The following is an 18575-nucleotide window of genomic DNA, read 5'->3' as shown; positions in this document are numbered from 1 at the left end:
TGGTGTTCGAGCTGACCATCGCCGCCGATGACGCTTCGACCGGCAACCGAGACGCGATTCAGGCGCTGCTGGACAATGAAGTCGCCTATATGAACACGCTTCTTGAAATCAATTCCTGGCTGAGCGGCTTTCAAAGCGCGGCACTGCGGGTGGTCAGCGCCGAAAACGTCGGGCAGGCCAATCTTGCCGCAGGCGATATGAACAGCGCCGCGACACAGATGGCGGGGTATCGTGATTTCGCCGACGGGCAGTTGGGCGAGACGATTGACGCGCTGGTGGCGCTGGCGGATCCCGCCGAGGGTCTCGCCTCCTTCCGGGTGCAATCCCTGAACGCGGATCAGGCCTCTGAGGAGGCCGCCAATGCCACCGTGAATGTGGTGCTGAAGATAGCCGGACAAGCCAGCCTGCGCGGGGTGGAAAGCCAGAACAGCATGGCAGAGCAGGCAGTGGTGATCGCGCAGGACGCAACATCGGTGAAACAAAGCCTCGAACTGCTTGGCTGGGGCGCTGTGGTGTTTCTTGTGGTGGCGCTGGTGCTCAACCAGCTTCTGATCAATCGTCCGCTGAATGCCATCATCACCACCACCGAACGCCTGTCGCAGGGGGATATGAGCCCGGTCAGCGGGTTTGATCGCGCCAGCGACGAGATCGTGCGGATTGCCAAGGCACTGACTGTTTTCCGCGACGGTCTGGTGGAAAAAGAGGAAATGTCGGAGCTTGCGGAAATGGAGCGCTCGGAAAACCAGGCGCGCCAGACCGCTGCGGTCGAGGCGATCGGAACGGGTCTGGCGGAGCTGTCGCAGGGCAACCTGTCCTATCGTATCGAGGCGGAGCTGACCGACGGCTATGCCAAGCTGAAGGATGATTTCAACAGCACGGCACAGACGCTGAGCACCACCGTGCAGGAGGTCATTGCCGTCGCCGAGTCGATCAGGAATGGCTCTGCCGAGGTCAGCCAGGCCTCCGATGACCTGTCGCAAAGAACCGAAAGCCAGGCGGCGACGCTGGAACAGACGGCAGCCGCCTTGGAAGAGCTGACAGCCAGCGTGCGCTCGGCGGCCGAAGGGTCGCGCGATGCCGAGACCACAACGCGCGAAGCCCGCGACGAGGCCATCGCAAGCGGCGAGGTGGTCGAAAGCGCGGTCCGGGCGATGAAGGATATCGAAGACAGCTCGGAGCAGATTTCGCAAATCATCGGGGTCATCGACGATATCGCCTTCCAGACCAATCTGCTGGCCTTGAACGCGGGCGTCGAAGCGGCGCGCGCTGGCGAAGCCGGGCGCGGCTTTGCGGTCGTCGCCTCCGAGGTCCGCGGGCTGTCGCAAAAGACGACGGATGCGGCCCGTGAAATCAAGACGCTGATTTCCAAAAGCACCGACCAGGTTGGCGCCGGCGTCGATCTGGTGGCCCGCACCGGCGACGCGTTGAAGAGCATCACTGAACGCGTCACCCAGATCTCGCAGTTGATGAGCAGCATCGCTGATTCCACCAGTGAGCAGGCAACGGGCCTTGGCGAGGCCAATATCGCGGTGTCGCAACTGGATCAGGTCACACAGCAGAATGCCGCCATGGTGGAAGAAACCAGCGCGGCGGGGCAATTGCTCAGCCGCGATGCCGCGACACTTGCCGAGCTGATGTCCTATTTCTCGGACCGGGCCAACCAGGCAAGCGCGACCACGCAGGATTGGGAGGCTGACAGCCACGCGCAAGACGCCGCCTAGGGGACGCGCGCCCACTGTCGGAAAAGTCTCGTCGCCTTTGCGTGAAAACTGGCTTAAGTCATCAGAGATGTGACGGAGTATCGGCCTTTTGCGTTTGCGCAGGGCGAGGGCGAAAAGGCAAAGGCCCATGAACGAGACAGATGCGGTGGTGATTGGTGGCGGCCCGGCAGGGCTGATGGCCGCAGCGCAAATTGCTGAGGCGGGTCATCGGGTTATGTTGATCGAGGCCAAGCCCTCCCCCGCCCGCAAATTTCTGATGGCGGGGAAGTCCGGTCTGAACCTGACCAAGGACGAGCCGGTTGATGCGCTTTTGGCACATTACGGGCAGGCGCAGGACTGGCTGTCGCCGATGATCCGCGCCTTTGACGCGCAGGCGGTGCAGGCCTGGGCGCGGGGATTGGGGCAGGAGCTGTTTACCGGATCCACCGGGCGGGTGTTTCCCACCGTGATGAAAGGCTCCCCGCTGCTGCGATCCTGGCTGGCCGAGCTGGACGCGCGCGGGGTCAGCCGTCAGATGGGCTGGCGCTGGGCGGGCTGGCAGGAGGACGGGCTCTTGTTCAAGACGCCGGACGGCCCACAGGTGGTGCAGGCCCGCGCGACGGTGCTGGCGCTGGGCGGTGCAAGCTGGGCGCGGTTGGGGTCTGATGGCACCTGGGCGGCGATACTGGCCGCGCGCGGCGTGGCTCTGGCCCCGTTTCAGCCCTCCAACGCCGCGCTGTCGGTGGGGGGGGGAAGAAAGATGGCGCCGCATTTCGGCGAGCCGATCAAATCCGTGGCATGGCGCGCGGGGGCATATCAAGGCCGGGGAGAGGCCACGCTCTCGGCGCGGGGGCTGGAGGGCGGCGGCATCTATCCGCTGACACCGGCCCTGCGCGAGGGGCATCCGCTGGTGGTGGATCTGCTGCCGGACCTCTCGGAGGCCGATCTTGCCGCCCGCTTGGCCAAACCGCGTGGCAAGCAGAGCTGGGCCAGTCACCTGCGCCGGGCCACCAAGCTGAGCACGGTCAAGCTGGCGCTGCTTCAGGAGTTCGGCCGTCCCCTGCCGCAAGAGGCCAAGCCGCTGGCGCAGCTGATCAAATCTCTGCCGGTGCGGCACGCGGGCCTCTGTCCGCTGGACGAGGCAATTTCGACCGCGGGCGGGGTTCGGCGCGATGCGATGGATGAGGGGTTGATGCTGACAGCGCTGCCCGGCATCTTTTGCGCGGGCGAGATGCTGGATTGGGAAGCCCCCACCGGGGGCTACCTGTTGACGGCCTGTCTTGCGACCGGACGCTGGGCCGGACAGGCGGCGGCGCGTTACTTGGCGTAGGTCTCCAAGAGGCGCTGAAACGCGTCCCGACCCTGCATGCGGGCCAAATAGTCTTGCAATGCGGCGCTCTCTATCTCGAACTTCGCGTTGTGGGCCCAGCGCAGGCAATGGGTCAGCAGGATATCCGCAATCGTGAAACTGTCGCCAGCGATGAAATCACCGGTCAGCTTGGCCTCGATCCGCTCCAGTGACCGGGCAAATTCCCATTGCAGCGAGTCCTTGATCTCGGGCACGCGCCGCTCTTCGGGCAGGATGAAGCTGTGACGCGCGGCCATCCAGAGGATCGCATCCATCTCATCCAGCAGCATATTGGTCACCGCGTCCTGATGCGCACGGGCCAGGGTGCCGGCTGGCGCGGTCAAACCGCCGTGCTTGTCGGCGAGGAAGGTCATGATGGCGACAGAATCGGTGATGGTTTCGCCATCCACGATCAGGGCGGGCACCTTGCCGGATGGGTTGAAGGCACGCGCCTCGTCGCTTTGCGGCTTGGCCGGGTCCAGCTCATAGGGCAGCCCGAGTTCTTCCAACGCCCAGAGAACCCGCAGGGTGCGAGTCATTGGCAGGCCGATTACCTTGTACATGTCATATCCTCCGATAGGTGGCGGCAGAATTGCTGCCCCTCGCGCGAAGGTCAAGGAGAGGTTGTTTTCCCTTGCGGACCTGGCGCTAGCGCGCCCGTGCCAGCATCGCCAAGCGGATCAGCGCGCGTTCGGTCAGGGCCTGTGCCGGGGCGCTTTGCCCGGCGGAGCGCAGCTGGAGGTCGGTATCGGTCAACAAGGTCAGCGCATTCTGGAGCTTCTGTGCCCCCCAGTTCTGCGCCTGGCGCAGCATCCGGTCGCGGCGTTTGCCATAAAGCGGCGGACGCAGCCCGCCGATGCCCTGTGCCGGGCCACCGGGATGGGCGGCAATGGTGTAAAGCGTGCGAAAATGCCGGGTCGCCCCGATGCAAAGGCTCACCGCATTGCTGCCCTGCGCTTGCAGACGGCGCAACACCGGGCCGATTTCAGCGCTGCGCCCTTCAGCCACCACATTCAGAAGATCATCCAGCGCCGCCTCGGTGGATTGCGGCGCAACCGCATCAATATCGCCCAGCGTCAGCGCGCTGTCATCGCCGTATTTATAAAGGCTGAGCTTTTCGATCATGCGAGAGAAATCACCGGGGCCAATCTCATTGGCGATATCGGTCAATGCCGACATGCTGTCTGCCGGGGTGTTGCGAATGCCGGCCTCGCCCAGAATGCGCTCGATCTCGGCCCGCGAGGGGGGATCGTCATAGATCCCGGTGGCACAGGCGTTGCTATGCGTTTCAAAGGCCTTGCGCAGCTTTGACGTCGCCTTGAGCTGCCCGGCGGTGACCACGATCTGCGCATCCCCCGGCTGCCATTCCTGCAAGGCGGCAGTGATGGCCGGGGTGGCGGTGTCATTGGCGTCCTCAACAAAAACCGCGCGAATCCCCGGGAAAAAGCCAACCGCCTTCACCGCATCCAAGAGCCGCGCCGGATCCTTGCGCAGATCAGCCGCGGGCATGCGCGAAAGACGCATCTCTTCCTCGGCGCCGGGGCCCAGCAGCGCGGCCAGCATCTGCTGGCGCTTCAGCGAGACCCGCATGGCATCGGCGCCGTAAATGAGCAGCCCGGTCTTGCCGGGATCGGGGCGGGCGAAATAGCCCTCGGCCTCGCGCGGGCTGAGTTTCATGTGCCAGTCGTCGCGCCCAGACCGGGCACCGCATAAAGCCGCGTCACGATCTGATCGGCGAGAATCACCATCAGTCGCTCATGGGCGTCGGTTTCAGAGGCCAGCGTCTGCACCGTGGTGCCGCTGGCGGAATAGCCGGAGAAGTTCTGCACCTCGCCACTGGCGACCACCTGACCATCCGAGAGCCGCACCAGGCTGTAGCCCGCGGTGCCGGTCAGCGAATAGCGCGTGATATCGCCATCGGCGGTGATCGCCTGGCCGACCTCCTGCGTTTTCAGCGCCAGATCCATCCGGTAGCGCGGCGCACCGGCGCGCCCAAGCCGGGTTTCCAGCTGGCGCACCAGGTAATAGGCATCGGTATCCGAGGGTGCCGCGATGGTCTGCGGCGCCTGAAAGCTGATCTGCCCCTTTAGCGCAGTGCCCGCGCCGTTTGGCCCGTAGACCGGTTCAAACCCGCAGGCCGACAGGCTGGCGCCCAAAGGCAGCGCCAGCGCGAAGGTCAGGATTTTCCGCCGATCAGGCAACGACATTCACGATCCGCCCGGGCACTACGATCACCTTCTTGGGGGCCGCGCCCTCCAGCACCCGTTGTACAGCTTCATGCGCCAGCGCCAGTTTTTCAACCTCTGCCTTGTCGAGATCCTTGGCGACGGTGATTTCGCCGCGTCGCTTGCCATTCACCTGAATGGGCAGGGTGACGCTGTCTTCGACCAGCAGGGCCTCATCCGCGACCGGCCAGGGCGCATTGGCGATCAGACCTTCACCGCCGAGCATCTCCCACATGGCTTCGGCCAGATGCGGGGTCATCGGCGACATCAGCTGTGCCAGCACTTTGGCGGCATCTTTCCTGGCCTCGGCGCCGGCCTTGGATTTCGCCAGCGTATTGGTGAAGCCATAAAGCTTGGCGATCGCCGCGTTGAAGCCAAAGCTCTCGACGCCCAGGGTCACATCGCGGATCGCCTTGTGGGTTTCGCGCCGCAGATCCTCGTCACCGCTGCCCTCGCCCGTCACCGCTGCCGCATCCACCGCCAGACGATAGACGCGCGACAGATGTTTAAAGGCGGCTTCGGCACCGGAGGCGGTCCATTCCACGTCCCGCTCGGGCGGCGAATCGGACAGCACGAACCAGCGCGCGGTGTCAGCCCCGAAGGCAGAGATGATGTTGAGCGGATCGACCACGTTGTTTTTCGACTTCGACATCTTGGCCGAGGGGATCACTTTCACCTCCTGGCCGCCGTCCTTGAGGAAGGCCTTGCCGTCGCGCAGCTCCACGTCCTCGGGGTAGTGATAGACCGGACGGCCATTGGCGCCCTCGGTCTGATAAATCGCGTGGGTCACCATGCCCTGGGTGAACAGCGCATCAAACGGCTCTTTGGATTTCTCCGGCAGGTGGCCGCAGATGTGCATCGCACGGGCGAAGAAGCGCGAATACAGCAGGTGCAGAATCGCATGCTCGATGCCGCCGATATACTGATCGACGTTCATCCAGTAGTTGGCCGCCTCCAGATCCGTCGGGGTGTCGGCCTTGGGCGCGGTGAAGCGGGCGAAATACCAGCTGGAGTCCACGAAAGTATCCATCGTGTCCGTTTCGCGCTGGGCGGGCTTGCCACAGGACGGGCAGGCGCAATTGCGCCAGCTCGGGTGACGGTCCAGCGGGTTGCCGGGCACCGAGAAATCAATCGCCTTGCCGTCCTCGTCATAGGGCAGCGCGATGGGCAGGTTTTCTTTCTTCTCCGGCACCACGCCGCAATCGGGGCAATGGACGACAGGGATAGGGCAGCCCCAGTAGCGCTGACGGCTGAGGCCCCAGTCGCGCAGGCGGAATTTGGTGACGCCCTGACCCCAGCCCTCGGATTCGGCCTTGTCGATGGTGGCGTTGACGCCCTCTTCGCCGGTTTGCTCTTCGGCACCGGCAAAGCCTTTGATGTAGCGGACTTTCTCGGTCTTGGCGGGCACAAAGGCTTCGGTCAGTGCGCCTGCGCCTTCAAGCGGTTCAAAGGTCGGGATGATCGGCAGGTCGTATTTGCTGGCGAACTCGAAATCGCGCTGGTCATGCGCCGGGCAGGCAAAGACCGCGCCGGTGCCGTAATCCATCAGGATGAAGTTCGCGATCCATACCGGCAGCTCCCAGCTGGGATCAAGCGGATGCTTCACGCGCAACCCGGTGTCATAGCCCAGCTTCTCGGCGGTCTCGATCGCCTCTTCGGTGGTGCCGCCCTTGCGGCATTCCGCGACAAAACCCGCAACCTCGGGCGATTCGGCCTCAAGCTGCTTGGCAATCGGGTGGTCGGGCGAGATGCCGACAAAAGACGCGCCCATCAGCGTGTCGGGGCGGGTGGTATAGACCTCGATGGGCTCACCGCCGTCGGTGCGCTCGAATTTGAACTGGAGCCCGCGCGATTTGCCGATCCAGTTTTCCTGCATCAGCCGCACCTTGGCGGGCCAGTTGTCCAACCCGTCCAGCGCGGTCAGCAGCTCGTCGGAATAATCGGAGATCTTGAAGAACCACTGCGTCAGCTCGCGCCGTTCCACCAGCGCACCGGAGCGCCAGCCGCGACCGCCCTCGACCTGCTCGTTGGCGAGAACGGTCATGTCGACGGGGTCCCAGTTGACCACGGCGTTCTTGCGGTAGACCAGACCTTTTTCAAGGAAATCAAGGAACAAGGCCTGCTGCTGGCCATAGTAGTCCTGGTCGCAGGTGGCAAACATCCGGCTCCAGTCGAGCGACAAGCCCAGCGGCTTCATCTGTTCGACCATGGTGTCGATGTTGGAATAGGTCCAGTCCTTGGGGTGCCCGCCCGAGGCCATCGCGGCGTTTTCCGCCGGCATGCCAAAGGCGTCAAACCCCATCGGATGCAGAACGTTGTGGCCGGTCGACAGCTTGTAGCGCGCGATGACGTCGCCCATCGTGTAGTTGCGCACATGGCCCATGTGCAGTTTGCCCGAGGGGTAGGGGAACATCTCAAGCACATAGTACTTGGGTTTGTCATAATCGGTCTTGGCTTGGAAAATGGCGGCCTCTTCCCAGGCCTTTTGCCATTTTGCTTCGATTTCCGAGGCTTGGTAACGCGACATCCTAAGCGGTCCTTTGACTGAAAACGCCGGGCAAGGGGGCCCGGCGCGTCTGATACGTGTATTTGGCTGGGTGATCCAGTGCGCGGGGTCAGATCTTCTTGTCGGCGATGCGGAGCTGACGTGCACGGGAGAGAATCGCATCCTCAACCGCGCGGGTCGTCTCGGCGTTGACGGCACCACCGCCGCGATTTTGCAGAGCAACATTCAGCGAGCGCCCTTCCAGCGCCGGGTCTTTGATGTGAATCGTGGCCCGATACGCGCGACCGCCGCCGGGCGGGGTGCCATATCCGGTGATGATCACACCGGTGAAGGGATCGACCGATTGCACCGGCAGGAAGTCCAGCACATCCAGCGAGGCTGCCCAGATGTAGCGATTCACCTGCACCCGCTGTTCGTTCTTCTTGGGCGCAAAGGCGTCCCAGATGGTGGTCTTGTCTTCTTTGACCTCCCGGCCTTCGCCCGCCAATACAATCGTATCCGAGTCGTTGACCTCCGCTCCTGTATCCAGCGAGCGAAGGGCCCCGCATGCGCTCAGGGCAGCAAGGGACGAAAGAAGGACGAAGGTCTTGATACCGCGCATTTTGGTCGGGCCCGTTCCTGAATTTCCGGTTGTCCTAGTCCTAGACAAGCGCGCATGCGCCAACAAGCCTATTCTTTTATAGACTCGCGGCTGCGCGAGTTGGGCCGGATTTCGGGGAAAGTGACTGTGGCACGGTTGCATCAATTTGTTGATGAAAGGTTTTTGCAGTTCAGCACAAGCTTGCTTCATGACCCCAAAACGAGCGAGAGGATGTGCGTACTTGAGGAGCGAAGTGGCAGACGCCGATTGCTTCTTTCGAAATTCTAAACCCGAGGGAAAACCATGAAAAAGATTCTCTTCGCTTCGACCGCACTGGTTCTGACGGCTGGCGTTGCTTCCGCAGAAATCACGCTCGGCGGTTATGGTCGTGTTGGTCTGTCGTACAACGAAGGCAACGCAAACGAGACCGAAGTTGAACAGCGTATGCGTCTCAACATCACCGGCATCGCAGAAACCGACGCTGGTGTGAAACTGGAAGCTCGCTTCCGTCTGCAGTCCGACAGCGCGGCTGACAACTCCATCGCTGGTGTTGGCCCGGGTGCAGCTGGCTTCGCAGTGTCCTACGGCGGCCTGCGTGTTGACGTTGGTAACGTTTCCAACGTTCTCGACTCCGGCGACCAAATCGACCTGTACGGCTACGGTGTTGGCTTCACCTCCTTCCTGGAGCACAACGCAGCATTCTCCGCGCCTGCAACCGGTTTCAACGAAAAAGCAAAGAACGCCACCACCATCAAAGCTCGCTACAACTTTGGTGACTTCTCCGCGTCTGTGTCTTATCAAGAAGACAAAGTGGCGGGTACCAATCCGAAAGAAGTCCAGGTTGGCGTAGGCTACACCTTCGGTGCGATGGCTGTTGCAGCAGCATACTCCAACACCGATAGCACCGACCCGACCACCGGCGTAAGCACTTCCAGCGACTACTGGATCATCGGTCTGAGCGGCACTGCAGGTGCAGTTGGCTACTCCGTGATCGTTGCTGACGGCGACAACATCGCTGACACCGCAATCGGTGGCTCCATCAACTACGAACTGTCCTCCGCGACCTCCCTCCGTGCGATGGTTTCCGACGGCGGTAACGCAACCGACACCGCGTTCGGCGTTGGCTTCCGTCACGGCCTCGGCGGCGGCGTGACCCTGGCAGGCGGCGTTGGTTCCAACACCGCAGGCAACACCCAAGCTGACCTGGGCGTTGTGTTCAACTTCTAAGTTGATCTGAACCACATGGTTCTTGGGGCGGGCTCTTCGGAGCTCGCCCTTTTCTTTTGTGCGGAAACAGTGTTTTGTCCGGCCAACCGCAGACTAGCAAATGAGGCCGAGATGTCGCTGAGTGAGATTAAATCCCGCATCACCGCAGCCGAAACCGCCGCCGGACGTGCCGCCGGCTCGGTCGAGCTGATCGCCGTGTCCAAGGTTCAGCCCAACGAGCGGGTCGAGGCTGTGCTGAAAGAAGGCCACCGGGTCTTTGGCGAGAACAAAGTGCAGGAGGCCGCGGGCAAATGGCCTGGGTTTCGCGAACAGTACGACGGCATCAAGCTGCATCTGATCGGCCCCTTGCAGACCAACAAGGCCCGCCAGGCAATGGAGCTTGCGGATGTGATCCACGCGGTGGATCGGCCCAAGCTTGCAAATACGCTGGCGCGGTTGGCGCAGGAGATGGGCCACTGCCCGGATCTGTTTATTCAGGTCAACACCGGCGCCGAAGAGCAAAAGGCGGGGGTTCTGCCCTCCGATGCCGACGGTTTCATCAAGGAGTGCCGGGATCTCGATCTGCCGGTGCAGGGGCTGATGTGCATCCCGCCGGTTGACGAAGAACCCAGCCTGCATTTCGCGCTTCTGGCCAAGATTGCCGCGCGTAACGGGCTTTCGGGGCTCTCCATGGGGATGAGCAGCGATTTTGAGACCGCCATCGCGCTGGGCGCGACGCATGTGCGGGTGGGCTCTGCAATCTTTGGGGCGCGCGACTATTCAGCGTGATCGCACAATCAGCCGCGCGCCCGGTTGCAGGCGCTCGGCGATCCAACGCAGGTTGCTGCGGGAAAAGGCGATGCAGCCTTCGGTCGGATAGCCGGGGCGGCGCCATTGGTGCAGGAAAATCGCCGAGCCGCGCCCGCTGACCGCATCGGGCCAGTTCCAATCCGTCAGCAAGACCAGATCATAGAGCGGATCGGCGCGCCGCATGCGTTCGTGGCTATAGCGATAGGGTGCGCGCACCAGATGGTTGTAGTTGAGGTCAGCAACATCATCTGACCAAAGATCCCCGGGCCGAATCGGATGCGCCCAGGCTTGTGGTGCTGTCATGCGGTCGGGACGGTAGAGCATGCCGGTGATCTGATGGCTGCCGACCGGGGTGGCGCCATCGCCCTCCAGCTTGTCGGTGCGAATGCCGCCCTTGCCGATGCTACAGGGAATGAGCCGTCCCATGAACCGGACCCCCTTGGGGGTGAGAAGCAGATCCGCAGGCGTCACAGCATATGTCCCGATTTTGCGGCCTTGGTGGCCAGATAGTGGCGGTTGAAGGCGTTCTCGCCGACCTTGAGCGGCACCCGTTCGGTGACGGTGATGCCGGTTTTCTCCATCATCGCGATCTTGCCGGGGTTATTGGTCATCAACCGGACGGCGGAAAAGCCAAGGTTGCGCAGGATGGAGGCGCCGAGGCGGAAATCCCGCTCGTCGTCCTCAAAGCCGAGCCGATGGTTGGCCTCGACCGTATCAAACCCCTGATCTTGCAGCGAATAGGCGCGCATTTTATTGGCCAGCCCAATGCCGCGCCCCTCTTGGTTGAGGTAGAGCAGAATGCCCGCGCCCTGCTGGCCCATATGGCCCAGAGCGCCGCGCAGCTGCGGCCCGCAATCGCATTTCAGTGAGCCAAGCACATCGCCGGTAAAACAGGCCGAATGCAGCCGCGCGAGAACCGGCGCGCTGCGATCCGGGCGACCGATCTCGATGGCGTAATGTTCTTCGCCACCATCTTCGGGGCGGAAAATATGCAGCTTGCCTGCCTCGGATGCTTCCATCGGCAGCCGCGCGGCAGCAACCGGATGCAAGGGGGAGTTGGTATTCAGCAGCGGATCCGCGGCCGCCTTGGGCAGGAGCGTCAAGTCATGGGTTTGGGCAAAATTCGTGGCGTCAGAGAGCGGAATATAGACCGCCGCTGGCAGCAAACGCGCGGATTTCACCAGGGCGATGGCCAGGCGGGGCAGCTCTGCCGTGCCCTCGCGCAGGCTGGTCAGCGGCCCCTTCATCGGCGTTTGCAGATCATCCGCCGGATCGGCCAATGCCTGAACCCAGCTCAGGCCCACATCGGTGGGGACGGACACGCGCGCCAAATCCTGATCATAGACCCGCGCCTTTAGCGTTGCGGCCCGCCGCGCCGTCAGCGCCAGCGCCACATCGCCAAGCGCGCGCAGATCCGCGAGCCGGGTGCTGCTCAGGCTTTCGACCGAGAGCGCAAGGATGGCCTCCTCCCCGGTGGTCAGCACCACCGGCAGCCCCATCCGCAGGTCAACCCGCGCGCGGGCGACCCGCTCTAGCATTGTTGGCAATAGGCTCATCAGGCATCGGCCCCGGCTGTAACATTCAGGAGCCTTTCCTACGCTCTAATGCTGCAAAAGTGAAATATTTCTATGCTCTGAGACACGTCGACGTGAAGCATCTGACGCAAAGCTTGTTCTTTCGTGAGGGCGCTCACATCTGTGAAGCAAGACAACAGGAGACATGAGATGGCCCAGTTGAAGAAAATTCTGCTCGTGGATGACGACGAGGATCTGCGCGAAGCCCTGAGCGAACAGCTTGTTATGACAGAAGATTTTGATGTCTTCGAGGCGGGCAACGGGCAGGGTGCCATGGAGCGCGCCAAGGAAGCGATCTATGATCTGATCATCCTCGACGTGGGGCTGCCGGATACCGATGGCCGCGAGCTCTGCCGTCTAATGCGCAAGCAGGGGGTGAAGTCGCCGATCCTGATGCTGACCGGGCATGACAGCGATGCCGACACCATTCTCGGGCTGGATGCGGGCGCCAATGATTATGTCACCAAACCCTTCAAGTTTCCGGTGCTGCTGGCCCGGATTCGCGCGCAGTTGCGCCAGCATGAACAATCCGAGGATGCGGTGTTTGCGCTTGGTCCCTATACGTTCAAACCTGCGATGAAACTTTTGGTTACGGAAGATGAGCGCAAGATCCGGCTCACCGAGAAGGAAACCAACATCCTGAAGTTCCTCTATCGCTCCAATGACGGTATCGTAGCACGCGAAGTTCTGCTGCATGAGGTCTGGGGTTACAACGCAGGGGTTACAACCCACACGCTGGAGACCCATATCTATCGTCTGCGGCAGAAGATTGAGCCGGATCCGTCGAATGCGCGTCTTCTTGTGACGGAATCAGGCGGGTATCGGCTGGTCGCCTGAGCGAGAAGGGCAAAAGGCTTGGCTTGGGAGGAATTCCGAAGCAACCTATGGATGAGTTCCCGCGCATATCCGGGTTATGATATGCACCCTCCCTGTTGGACTGGCCGGGCCTCGTGCCCGGCCCTTTTTTTGTGCAGGAAACCGAAGGGGGAGGGCTGGCGTCCCGCTGCCGTCGCGGGCAATATCCGGCCAAACACTTGCCAGAGATTGAGAGCCCCATGTCCTTTACCCTCGCCACCTGGAACATCAACTCCGTGCGCCTGCGCGAACCGATTGTTGTGAAGCTTTTGCAGGAGGAAGGGCCGGATGTGCTCTGCCTGCAAGAATGCAAAAGCCCGGTGGACAAGATCCCGATGGAGGCGTTCCAGGCGCTTGGTTACACCCATATGGTGGCGCGCGGGCAGAAGGGCTACAACGGGGTGGCGATCCTGTCGCGGCTGCCGATCATGGATGTGGGCGACAAGGATTTTGCCAATCTGGGTCACGCCCGCCACGTCGCGGCTAAGCTGGAAAACGGAGTGACGATCCATAATTTCTATGTCCCCGCAGGCGGTGACGAGCCAAACCGCGAGAAGAACGAGAAATTTGGCCAGAAGCTCGATTACCTCACCGAGATGCGCGATTGGTTCCACGCCGAGAGGCCGGAAAAATCCGTGCTGGTTGGGGATCTGAACATTGCCCCGCGCGAAGATGACGTCTGGGATCACAAGAAGCTCTTGAAGGTGGTCAGCCACACCCCCATCGAGGTGGAGCATCTGGCGCAGGTGATGGAGGCCGGCGGCTGGGAGGATGTGACCCGCAAGGATATTCCCGACGGGCGGCTTTACAGCTGGTGGAGCTATCGCGCCAAGGATTGGGACGCGGCGGACAAGGGGCGGCGTCTGGATCACGTCTGGACCACCTCGGATATCACCGCCGCCGCCCATTCCAGCCGCGTCCTGCGCAATGCGAGGGGGTGGGAAAAACCCAGCGACCACGCGCCGGTCTTTGCGACCTTTGATCTCTGATCGACAGGATGAGGCAGGGCCGGGGGCGCTCCCGCCAGGAGGCAGACACCCTGCCGGGTGCACGCTCCTGTTGGGCCGGGCGCCGCGCCTGACGGCGCGGCGCGGGCGCTTTTGGCCACCGCAGGAGAACTCCTCCCTTGGTTTTCCTGCGGTGAAATCGCATATAGGGCTCAAGCAAATCTCAAGGAGTGCGGAGCAATGATGGACATTCTGGGCACAGCGGGCGCCGCCGCCCCCGCGGGCGATCTCATCAAGGATGTGACCGAGGAAACCTTTATGGCGGAGGTTGTCGACGCCTCCATGCAGGTGCCGGTGATTGTGGATTTCTGGGCACCCTGGTGCGGCCCCTGCAAGACGCTTGGCCCGATGCTGGAGGCTGCCGTGACCAAGGCCAAAGGCGCGGTCAAGATGGCCAAGATCAACGTGGACGAAAACCAGCGCCTCGCCGCGGCGCTGGCGCAGCAGGGGCTGCCGTTGCAATCCATTCCGACCGTTGTGGGCTTCTATCAGGGGCGTCCGGTGGACATGTTCCAGGGCGCGCTGCCGCAGTCCGAAATCGAGGCCTTCCTGCAAAAACTGGCGGAAGCGGCCGGAACATCGGCTGACGGCGGGCTGGGCGAGGCGCTGGAAACCGCCGAGGAGATGCTGACCGAAGGCGCCGCCAGCGACGCGGCACAGGTTTTTGCGGCGATTTTGGGCGAGGACGACAAGAACGCCGCCGCCTATAGCGGTCTGGCGCGCTGCCACATTGCTTTGGGCGAGTTAGATCAGGCGGAGGCGGTGCTGAACGGCGCCCCGGCGGAGATCTCCTCCGCGCCCGAGATCGAAGCGGCGCACGCCCAGATCGAGCTGGCCCGCCAGGCAGAAAACGCCGGCCCCGTGGCCGAGCTGCGCGCTGCGGTCGATGCGGAGCCCGACAATCATCAGGCGCGGTTTGATCTGGCGCAGGCCCTGCATGCGGCGGGCGATGCCGAGGCCGCCGTGGCCGAGCTTCTGGAGCTGTTCCGCCGGGATCGCGAGTGGAACGATGGCGCGGCCAAGGCGCAGCTCTTCACCATTTTTGACGCGTTGAAGCCCAATGATCCCGTGGTTTTGAACGGACGGCGCAAGCTCAGCTCGTTGATATTTGCCTGATGCGATTGCGGCGCTAGGTTTCTTGTCATGATCAAAGCCGCTGACCTGCCGGACACCATTCCTGTCTTTCCTTTGCCCGGGGCGCTGTTGCTGCCCCGGGCAAAGTTGCCGCTGCATATCTTTGAGCCGCGATACCTTCAGATGCTGGAGGACGCGCTCAAGACGCGGGAGCGGGTGATTGGCATGATCCAGCCCAATGGGGCGCGCAATGGCGCAGAGCCGGGCCTGCATGCGATTGGCTGCGCCGGCCGGGTCACGCAGTTTTCCGAAACCGAGGACGGGCGGTATTTTATCACCCTATGTGGCGTGTCGCGCTTTCGGGTGAAGGCCGAGGTCGAGGGCTTCACCCCCTATTGCCGTTGTCAGGTGAGCTGGGCCGGATTTGGCCCCGATCTGGGGCAGACCGAACAGGACGAGGCGTTTGACCGCGCCGCGCTGATGGATCTTCTGGATCGCTACCTGGCGGCGCGTGGCCTCTCCACGGATTGGGGCGCTTTGGATGAGGCGGGGGATGAGCTTCTGATCAACTCGCTCTCGATGCTGCTGGATTTTGACCCCGAGGACAAACAGGCGCTGCTAGAAGCGCCGAGCCTGAGCACCCGCCGGGAAACGCTGGTAACATTGATGGAATTCGCCCTGCGTGGCGGAACGCTAGAGGAAAAACTGCAATGACGGACATCTCAACACCGGCCTTTGATCGCCACATGCTGGAGGCGCTGGTCTGTCCGGTCACCCAAAGCGTGCTGGAATATGACGCCGAGGCGCAGGAGCTGATCTCTCGCCCCGCCAATCTCGCCTTTCCGATCCGCAATGGCATCCCGGTGATGCTGACGGATGAAGCGCGCCCGCTGGACTGAGGGCGCAAGGGGCGCCGCGGTCAGAGCGGGCGCCCCTGCAAGAGCTTGGGCAGATCCCCCGACAGGCCAGCCGCCTCGCGCACAAATCCGCGCCGCAACCCGGGCAGGGCGTTGGCCAGTCCCAGACCCAGGTCACGGGTGGCGCGCAGGATCGGGTTGTCGTTTGAAAACAGCTTGTTGAACGTATCCGTCGCCAGCGCCAGCGTGGTGGTGTCAAAGCGGCGCCACTGCTGATAGCGCGCCAGCACAAGCGGGCTGGCGATGTCTTCGCCGCGACGGCTGGCGTCTGTCAGCACCTCGGCAAGGCTGGCCACATCGCGCAGCCCGGCGTTGAGCCCCTGACCGGCGATCGGATGCATGCCATGGGCAGCATCCCCGACCAGCGCCAGCCGCTCGCCATAAAACGCATTGGCAAGGCTCAGCTTCAGCGGATAGCAGAAGCGTTTGCCCTCCAGCGCGATCTCGCCAAGGAACGATCCGAACCGCGGCCGCAGCGCCGCCAGATAGCCCGTCTCGTCCAGCGCCTGAATGCGCGCGGCCTCGGCGTGGGTTTCGCTCCAGACGATCGAGCTGCGATTGCCCGGTAGCGGCAGGATCGCCAGCGGACCGGGCGGCATGAAGAACTGATGCGCAATGCCACTGTGTGGCCGCTCATGGGAAATGGCACAGACCAGCGCGGTCTGGCCGTAATCCCAGCCGGTGCGCTTGATCCCGGCCCGCTGGGCGGTGCCGCTTTGACGGCCATCCGCGCCAACCAGAAGCCCCCCGGAAAGCGTGCTGCCATCGTCTAACGTCACGCTCACGCCGCCGGGGGTGGCCATCTGATCCACCACCTTGCGGCCCGAAATCTGGGTGATCGCGGGTGTCTCGTCCATCGCCTCCAGCAGGGCACGGCGCAGGAAACGGTCCTCGACCATATAGCCCATCGGGCCATCGTCGAGATCACCTTCCTCAAAGTGCAGGAAAAACGGCGAAGGCCCCTGTCCGGCGGCCCCATCGCTGACCTTGATCTCGGTCATCGGCTGCGCCTGATCGGCGATGCGCGACCAGACCCCGATCTGTTGCAGCAACCGCGACGAAGCCAGCGCCAGCGCGTAGGATCGCCCGTCAAAGGCGGCGTCCTGCCGGGTCGGGGCGGGCAGGGCATCAATCAGGGTTACGCCATGTCCGGCCTGTGCCAGAGCAAGGGCCAGGCTGGGGCCATTCAGCCCGCCGCCAACGATCAGAATATCACGCATATCAGTCATGCCCTGCAATATGCGGTCCCGTCTCAGAATGTCCATGGGCAAGGTGCCGCAGTCGGGGCGGGGCTTTGGCGGGATTGTGCCGCTGCGGGCCGCTCGTTAGGGTGGCGGCAACAGAACATCTGGCCCGCTGCGGGCCGCGACAGGAAAGCACATCAATGCAGGAATGGCTGAGCATGAGCGCCGCGCAATTGGGTCGTGGCATTGCAGCGCGGGAAATCGACCCGCTGGCACTGACGGAAACCTATCTGGCGGCGATCGACAGCCACCCGGAGACCGCGCGCATCTATGCCCAGGTGACCCGTGATCGCGCCCTGGCCGAGGCCAAAGCGGCACAGGCGCGCGCCGAGGCGGGGCTGCGCCGTTCGCCGCTGGATGGGGTGCCGCTGAGCTGGAAAGACCTGTTCGACAGCGCCGGTGTCGCCACCGAATCCGGCTCTGACCTGCTCAAGGGGCGGCGGCCCTCCCGCGATGCGCTGGTGCTGGAAAACGCCACCGCCATGGGCGCGGTCTGCCTTGGCAAGACCCATATGAGCGAGCTGGCCTTCTCCGGGCTGGGGCTAAACCCGATCAAGGAAACACCACCCTGCGTGAATGATGCGGAGGCGGTGCCGGGGGGCTCGTCTTCCGGGGCGGCGGCCTCGGTGGCCTTTGGGCTGGCGGCGGGGGCGATCGGCTCCGACACCGGCGGTTCGGTGCGCATTCCCTCGGCCTGGAACGATCTGGTGGGGCTCAAGACCACCTCTGGCCGGGTCAGCCTGGAGGGCGTGGTGCCGCTCTGCCTGAAATTCGACACCATCGGCCCGCTTGCGCGCACGGTGGAGGACGCCGCGTTGATGCTGGCGCTGATTGAGGGCTCGGCAAAATCCCCGGATCTGACCGGCGCCAGCGTCGAGGGCAAACGCTTTGCCGCGTTGCAAACCGTGGTTCTGGACAATCTGGCCCCCGAGGTTGCGGCGGCCCATGCGGCGGCGCTTGATAAGCTGCGCCAGGCCGGGGCCGAGATCGTGCCGCTGGAGGTCCCGGAGCTGCCCGAGGCCATGTCGCTGTCGCCGATCCTTTTCACCACAGAGGCTTACGGGCTGTGGAAAGACGTGATCGAAGCCGCGCCGGAGCTGATGTTCCCGGAAATCCTCGCCCGCTTCCGCTCTGGTGCCGAGTTCTCCGGCGCCGATTACGTGGCCGCCTGGTCGCGGCTGGAACAGCTGCGCATGGCATGGGATCAGGCGGTTGCCGGGTTTGACGCGGTGCTGGCACCGAGCGCGCCAATCCTGCCGCCCAACCTCGCCCGGCTCCAGAGCGACCATGACTATTACGTCACCTCCAACCTGATGGCGCTGCGCAATACCCGCGTCGGCAATCTCATGGGGGTCTGCGCGCTCTCCTTGCCCACCGGCACCCCCAGCTGTGGCTTGCAGGTCATCGGCCAACCCAACTGCGAAGAGGCCCTGTTGCGGGTGGGCGCGGGCGTCGAAGAGGCATTGGCCTGAAAGCAACACTGTTGCGTCCGTGCCATCTGCGGCTGGACTGACATCCCTTTGCCCTGT

18 protein-coding genes are annotated in these 18575 nt (G+C 63.2%); 10 read left to right on the top strand and 8 right to left on the bottom strand.

What is annotated here, in order from left to right; genetic code table 11:
- Together HCZ87_RS06165 and HCZ87_RS06160 are read left to right on the top strand one after the other, a co-directional pair.
- Positions 1-1721, top strand: a 1721-nt coding sequence (locus HCZ87_RS06165) for a methyl-accepting chemotaxis protein (RefSeq protein WP_167642898.1), incomplete at its 5' end; no start/stop codon positions are given.
- 127 nt (positions 1722-1848) lie between these two features.
- On the top strand, positions 1849-3030 hold the full coding sequence (locus tag HCZ87_RS06160; RefSeq protein WP_167642897.1) for an FAD-dependent monooxygenase: 1182 nt from the start codon (positions 1849-1851) through the stop codon (positions 3028-3030).
- On the opposite strand, the gene HCZ87_RS06155 is transcribed toward HCZ87_RS06160, so the two are convergent.
- From HCZ87_RS06155 to HCZ87_RS06135, 5 genes are all read right to left on the bottom strand, one after another.
- On the bottom strand, positions 3018-3611 hold the full coding sequence (locus HCZ87_RS06155) for a glutathione S-transferase family protein (protein WP_167642896.1): 594 nt from the start codon (positions 3609-3611) through the stop codon (positions 3018-3020). The two genes, HCZ87_RS06160 and HCZ87_RS06155, sit on opposite strands and share 13 nt — an antisense overlap.
- A gap of 85 nt (positions 3612-3696) precedes the next feature.
- Positions 3697-4725, bottom strand: coding sequence for a DNA polymerase III subunit delta (gene holA, locus HCZ87_RS06150; protein WP_167642895.1), 1029 nt, complete (start codon positions 4723-4725; stop codon positions 3697-3699).
- Positions 4722-5255, bottom strand: a complete 534-nt coding sequence (lptE, locus tag HCZ87_RS06145) for an LPS assembly lipoprotein LptE (RefSeq protein WP_167642894.1) — start codon at positions 5253-5255, stop codon at positions 4722-4724. The genes holA and lptE overlap by 4 nt, the downstream gene beginning before the upstream one ends.
- Complete coding sequence (gene leuS / locus HCZ87_RS06140) at positions 5242-7800, bottom strand: leucine--tRNA ligase (RefSeq protein WP_167642893.1); 2559 nt, start codon at positions 7798-7800, stop codon at positions 5242-5244. Before leuS ends, lptE begins: the two co-directional genes overlap by 14 nt.
- 88 nt (positions 7801-7888) lie before the next feature.
- Complete coding sequence (locus tag HCZ87_RS06135; protein ID WP_167642892.1) at positions 7889-8380, bottom strand: DUF3576 domain-containing protein; 492 nt, start codon at positions 8378-8380, stop codon at positions 7889-7891.
- Positions 8381-8662: 282 nt separating this feature from the next.
- On the opposite strand from HCZ87_RS06135, the gene HCZ87_RS06130 reads away from it, so the two are divergent.
- Entirely contained in the window at positions 8663-9586 is a 924-nt protein-coding gene (locus HCZ87_RS06130; protein WP_167642891.1) for a porin, read from the top strand.
- A gap of 111 nt (positions 9587-9697) precedes the next feature.
- Complete coding sequence (locus tag HCZ87_RS06125; RefSeq protein ID WP_167642890.1) at positions 9698-10354, top strand: YggS family pyridoxal phosphate-dependent enzyme; 657 nt, start codon at positions 9698-9700, stop codon at positions 10352-10354.
- On the opposite strand, the gene HCZ87_RS06120 is transcribed toward HCZ87_RS06125, so the two are convergent.
- Together HCZ87_RS06120 and ribA are read right to left on the bottom strand one after the other, a co-directional pair.
- On the bottom strand, positions 10346-10846 hold the full coding sequence (locus tag HCZ87_RS06120) for a L,D-transpeptidase family protein (protein ID WP_167642889.1): 501 nt from the start codon (positions 10844-10846) through the stop codon (positions 10346-10348). The two genes, HCZ87_RS06125 and HCZ87_RS06120, sit on opposite strands and share 9 nt — an antisense overlap.
- Positions 10843-11931, bottom strand: coding sequence for a GTP cyclohydrolase II (gene ribA, locus HCZ87_RS06115; protein WP_167642888.1), 1089 nt, complete (start codon positions 11929-11931; stop codon positions 10843-10845). Before ribA ends, HCZ87_RS06120 begins: the two co-directional genes overlap by 4 nt.
- Before the next feature lie 168 nt (positions 11932-12099).
- Here ribA and HCZ87_RS06110 point away from each other — a divergent pair, with 168 nt between their 5' ends.
- The 5 genes from HCZ87_RS06110 to HCZ87_RS06090 all read left to right on the top strand — a co-directional run bounded on the left by HCZ87_RS06110 (position 12100) and on the right by HCZ87_RS06090 (position 15784).
- Complete coding sequence (locus tag HCZ87_RS06110) at positions 12100-12786, top strand: response regulator transcription factor (protein WP_167642887.1); 687 nt, start codon at positions 12100-12102, stop codon at positions 12784-12786.
- A 218-nt stretch (positions 12787-13004) separates the two neighbouring features.
- Positions 13005-13793: an exodeoxyribonuclease III gene (gene xth / locus HCZ87_RS06105; RefSeq protein WP_167642886.1), complete on the top strand. Its 789-nt coding sequence runs from the start codon at positions 13005-13007 to the stop codon at positions 13791-13793.
- A 198-nt stretch (positions 13794-13991) separates the two neighbouring features.
- Positions 13992-14927, top strand: a complete 936-nt coding sequence (locus HCZ87_RS06100; protein WP_167642885.1) for a tetratricopeptide repeat protein — start codon at positions 13992-13994, stop codon at positions 14925-14927.
- 27 nt (positions 14928-14954) lie between these two features.
- Positions 14955-15599, top strand: coding sequence for an LON peptidase substrate-binding domain-containing protein (locus HCZ87_RS06095; RefSeq protein ID WP_167642884.1), 645 nt, complete (start codon positions 14955-14957; stop codon positions 15597-15599).
- Positions 15596-15784 carry a Trm112 family protein gene (locus HCZ87_RS06090; protein WP_167642883.1) on the top strand — a complete coding sequence of 63 codons (189 nt, stop codon included), beginning with the start codon at positions 15596-15598 and terminating at the stop codon, positions 15782-15784. Before HCZ87_RS06095 ends, HCZ87_RS06090 begins: the two co-directional genes overlap by 4 nt.
- A 20-nt stretch (positions 15785-15804) precedes the next feature.
- On the opposite strand, the gene HCZ87_RS06085 is transcribed toward HCZ87_RS06090, so the two are convergent.
- Positions 15805-17031 (bottom strand): FAD-dependent monooxygenase, encoded by a 1227-nt coding sequence (locus tag HCZ87_RS06085; protein ID WP_167642882.1) that lies wholly within the window; start codon positions 17029-17031, stop codon positions 15805-15807.
- 155 nt (positions 17032-17186) lie between these two features.
- Here HCZ87_RS06085 and HCZ87_RS06080 point away from each other — a divergent pair, with 155 nt between their 5' ends.
- Positions 17187-18518, top strand: a complete 1332-nt coding sequence (locus HCZ87_RS06080; RefSeq protein WP_167642881.1) for an amidase — start codon at positions 17187-17189, stop codon at positions 18516-18518.
- The last annotated feature ends 57 nt before the right edge of the window (positions 18519-18575 follow it).

This window comes from Phaeobacter sp. HF9A (assembly GCF_011806385.1).
Taxonomy (GTDB): domain Bacteria; phylum Pseudomonadota; class Alphaproteobacteria; order Rhodobacterales; family Rhodobacteraceae; genus Epibacterium.
This window is presented reverse-complemented; position numbering and strand designations above follow the sequence as displayed.

Bases quoted from the DNA above. Each gene is read 5' to 3' on its own strand.
- HCZ87_RS06160 (WP_167642897.1), top strand. From the start codon at position 1,849: ATGAACGAGACAGATGCGGTGGTGATTGGTGGCGGCCCGGCAGGGCTG.
- HCZ87_RS06155 (WP_167642896.1), bottom strand. From the start codon at position 3,611: ATGTACAAGGTAATCGGCCTGCCAATGACTCGCACCCTGCGGGTTCTC.
- holA (WP_167642895.1), bottom strand. From the start codon at position 4,725: ATGAAACTCAGCCCGCGCGAGGCCGAGGGCTATTTCGCCCGCCCCGAT.
- lptE (WP_167642894.1), bottom strand. From the start codon at position 5,255: ATGTCGTTGCCTGATCGGCGGAAAATCCTGACCTTCGCGCTGGCGCTG.
- leuS (WP_167642893.1), bottom strand. From the start codon at position 7,800: ATGTCGCGTTACCAAGCCTCGGAAATCGAAGCAAAATGGCAAAAGGCC.
- HCZ87_RS06135 (WP_167642892.1), bottom strand. From the start codon at position 8,380: ATGCGCGGTATCAAGACCTTCGTCCTTCTTTCGTCCCTTGCTGCCCTG.
- HCZ87_RS06130 (WP_167642891.1), top strand. From the start codon at position 8,663: ATGAAAAAGATTCTCTTCGCTTCGACCGCACTGGTTCTGACGGCTGGC.
- HCZ87_RS06125 (WP_167642890.1), top strand. From the start codon at position 9,698: ATGTCGCTGAGTGAGATTAAATCCCGCATCACCGCAGCCGAAACCGCC.
- ribA (WP_167642888.1), bottom strand. From the start codon at position 11,931: ATGAGCCTATTGCCAACAATGCTAGAGCGGGTCGCCCGCGCGCGGGTT.
- HCZ87_RS06110 (WP_167642887.1), top strand. From the start codon at position 12,100: ATGGCCCAGTTGAAGAAAATTCTGCTCGTGGATGACGACGAGGATCTG.
- xth (WP_167642886.1), top strand. From the start codon at position 13,005: ATGTCCTTTACCCTCGCCACCTGGAACATCAACTCCGTGCGCCTGCGC.
- HCZ87_RS06100 (WP_167642885.1), top strand. From the start codon at position 13,992: ATGATGGACATTCTGGGCACAGCGGGCGCCGCCGCCCCCGCGGGCGAT.
- HCZ87_RS06095 (WP_167642884.1), top strand. From the start codon at position 14,955: ATGATCAAAGCCGCTGACCTGCCGGACACCATTCCTGTCTTTCCTTTG.
- HCZ87_RS06090 (WP_167642883.1), top strand. From the start codon at position 15,596: ATGACGGACATCTCAACACCGGCCTTTGATCGCCACATGCTGGAGGCG.
- HCZ87_RS06085 (WP_167642882.1), bottom strand. From the start codon at position 17,031: ATGACTGATATGCGTGATATTCTGATCGTTGGCGGCGGGCTGAATGGC.
- HCZ87_RS06080 (WP_167642881.1), top strand. From the start codon at position 17,187: ATGCAGGAATGGCTGAGCATGAGCGCCGCGCAATTGGGTCGTGGCATT.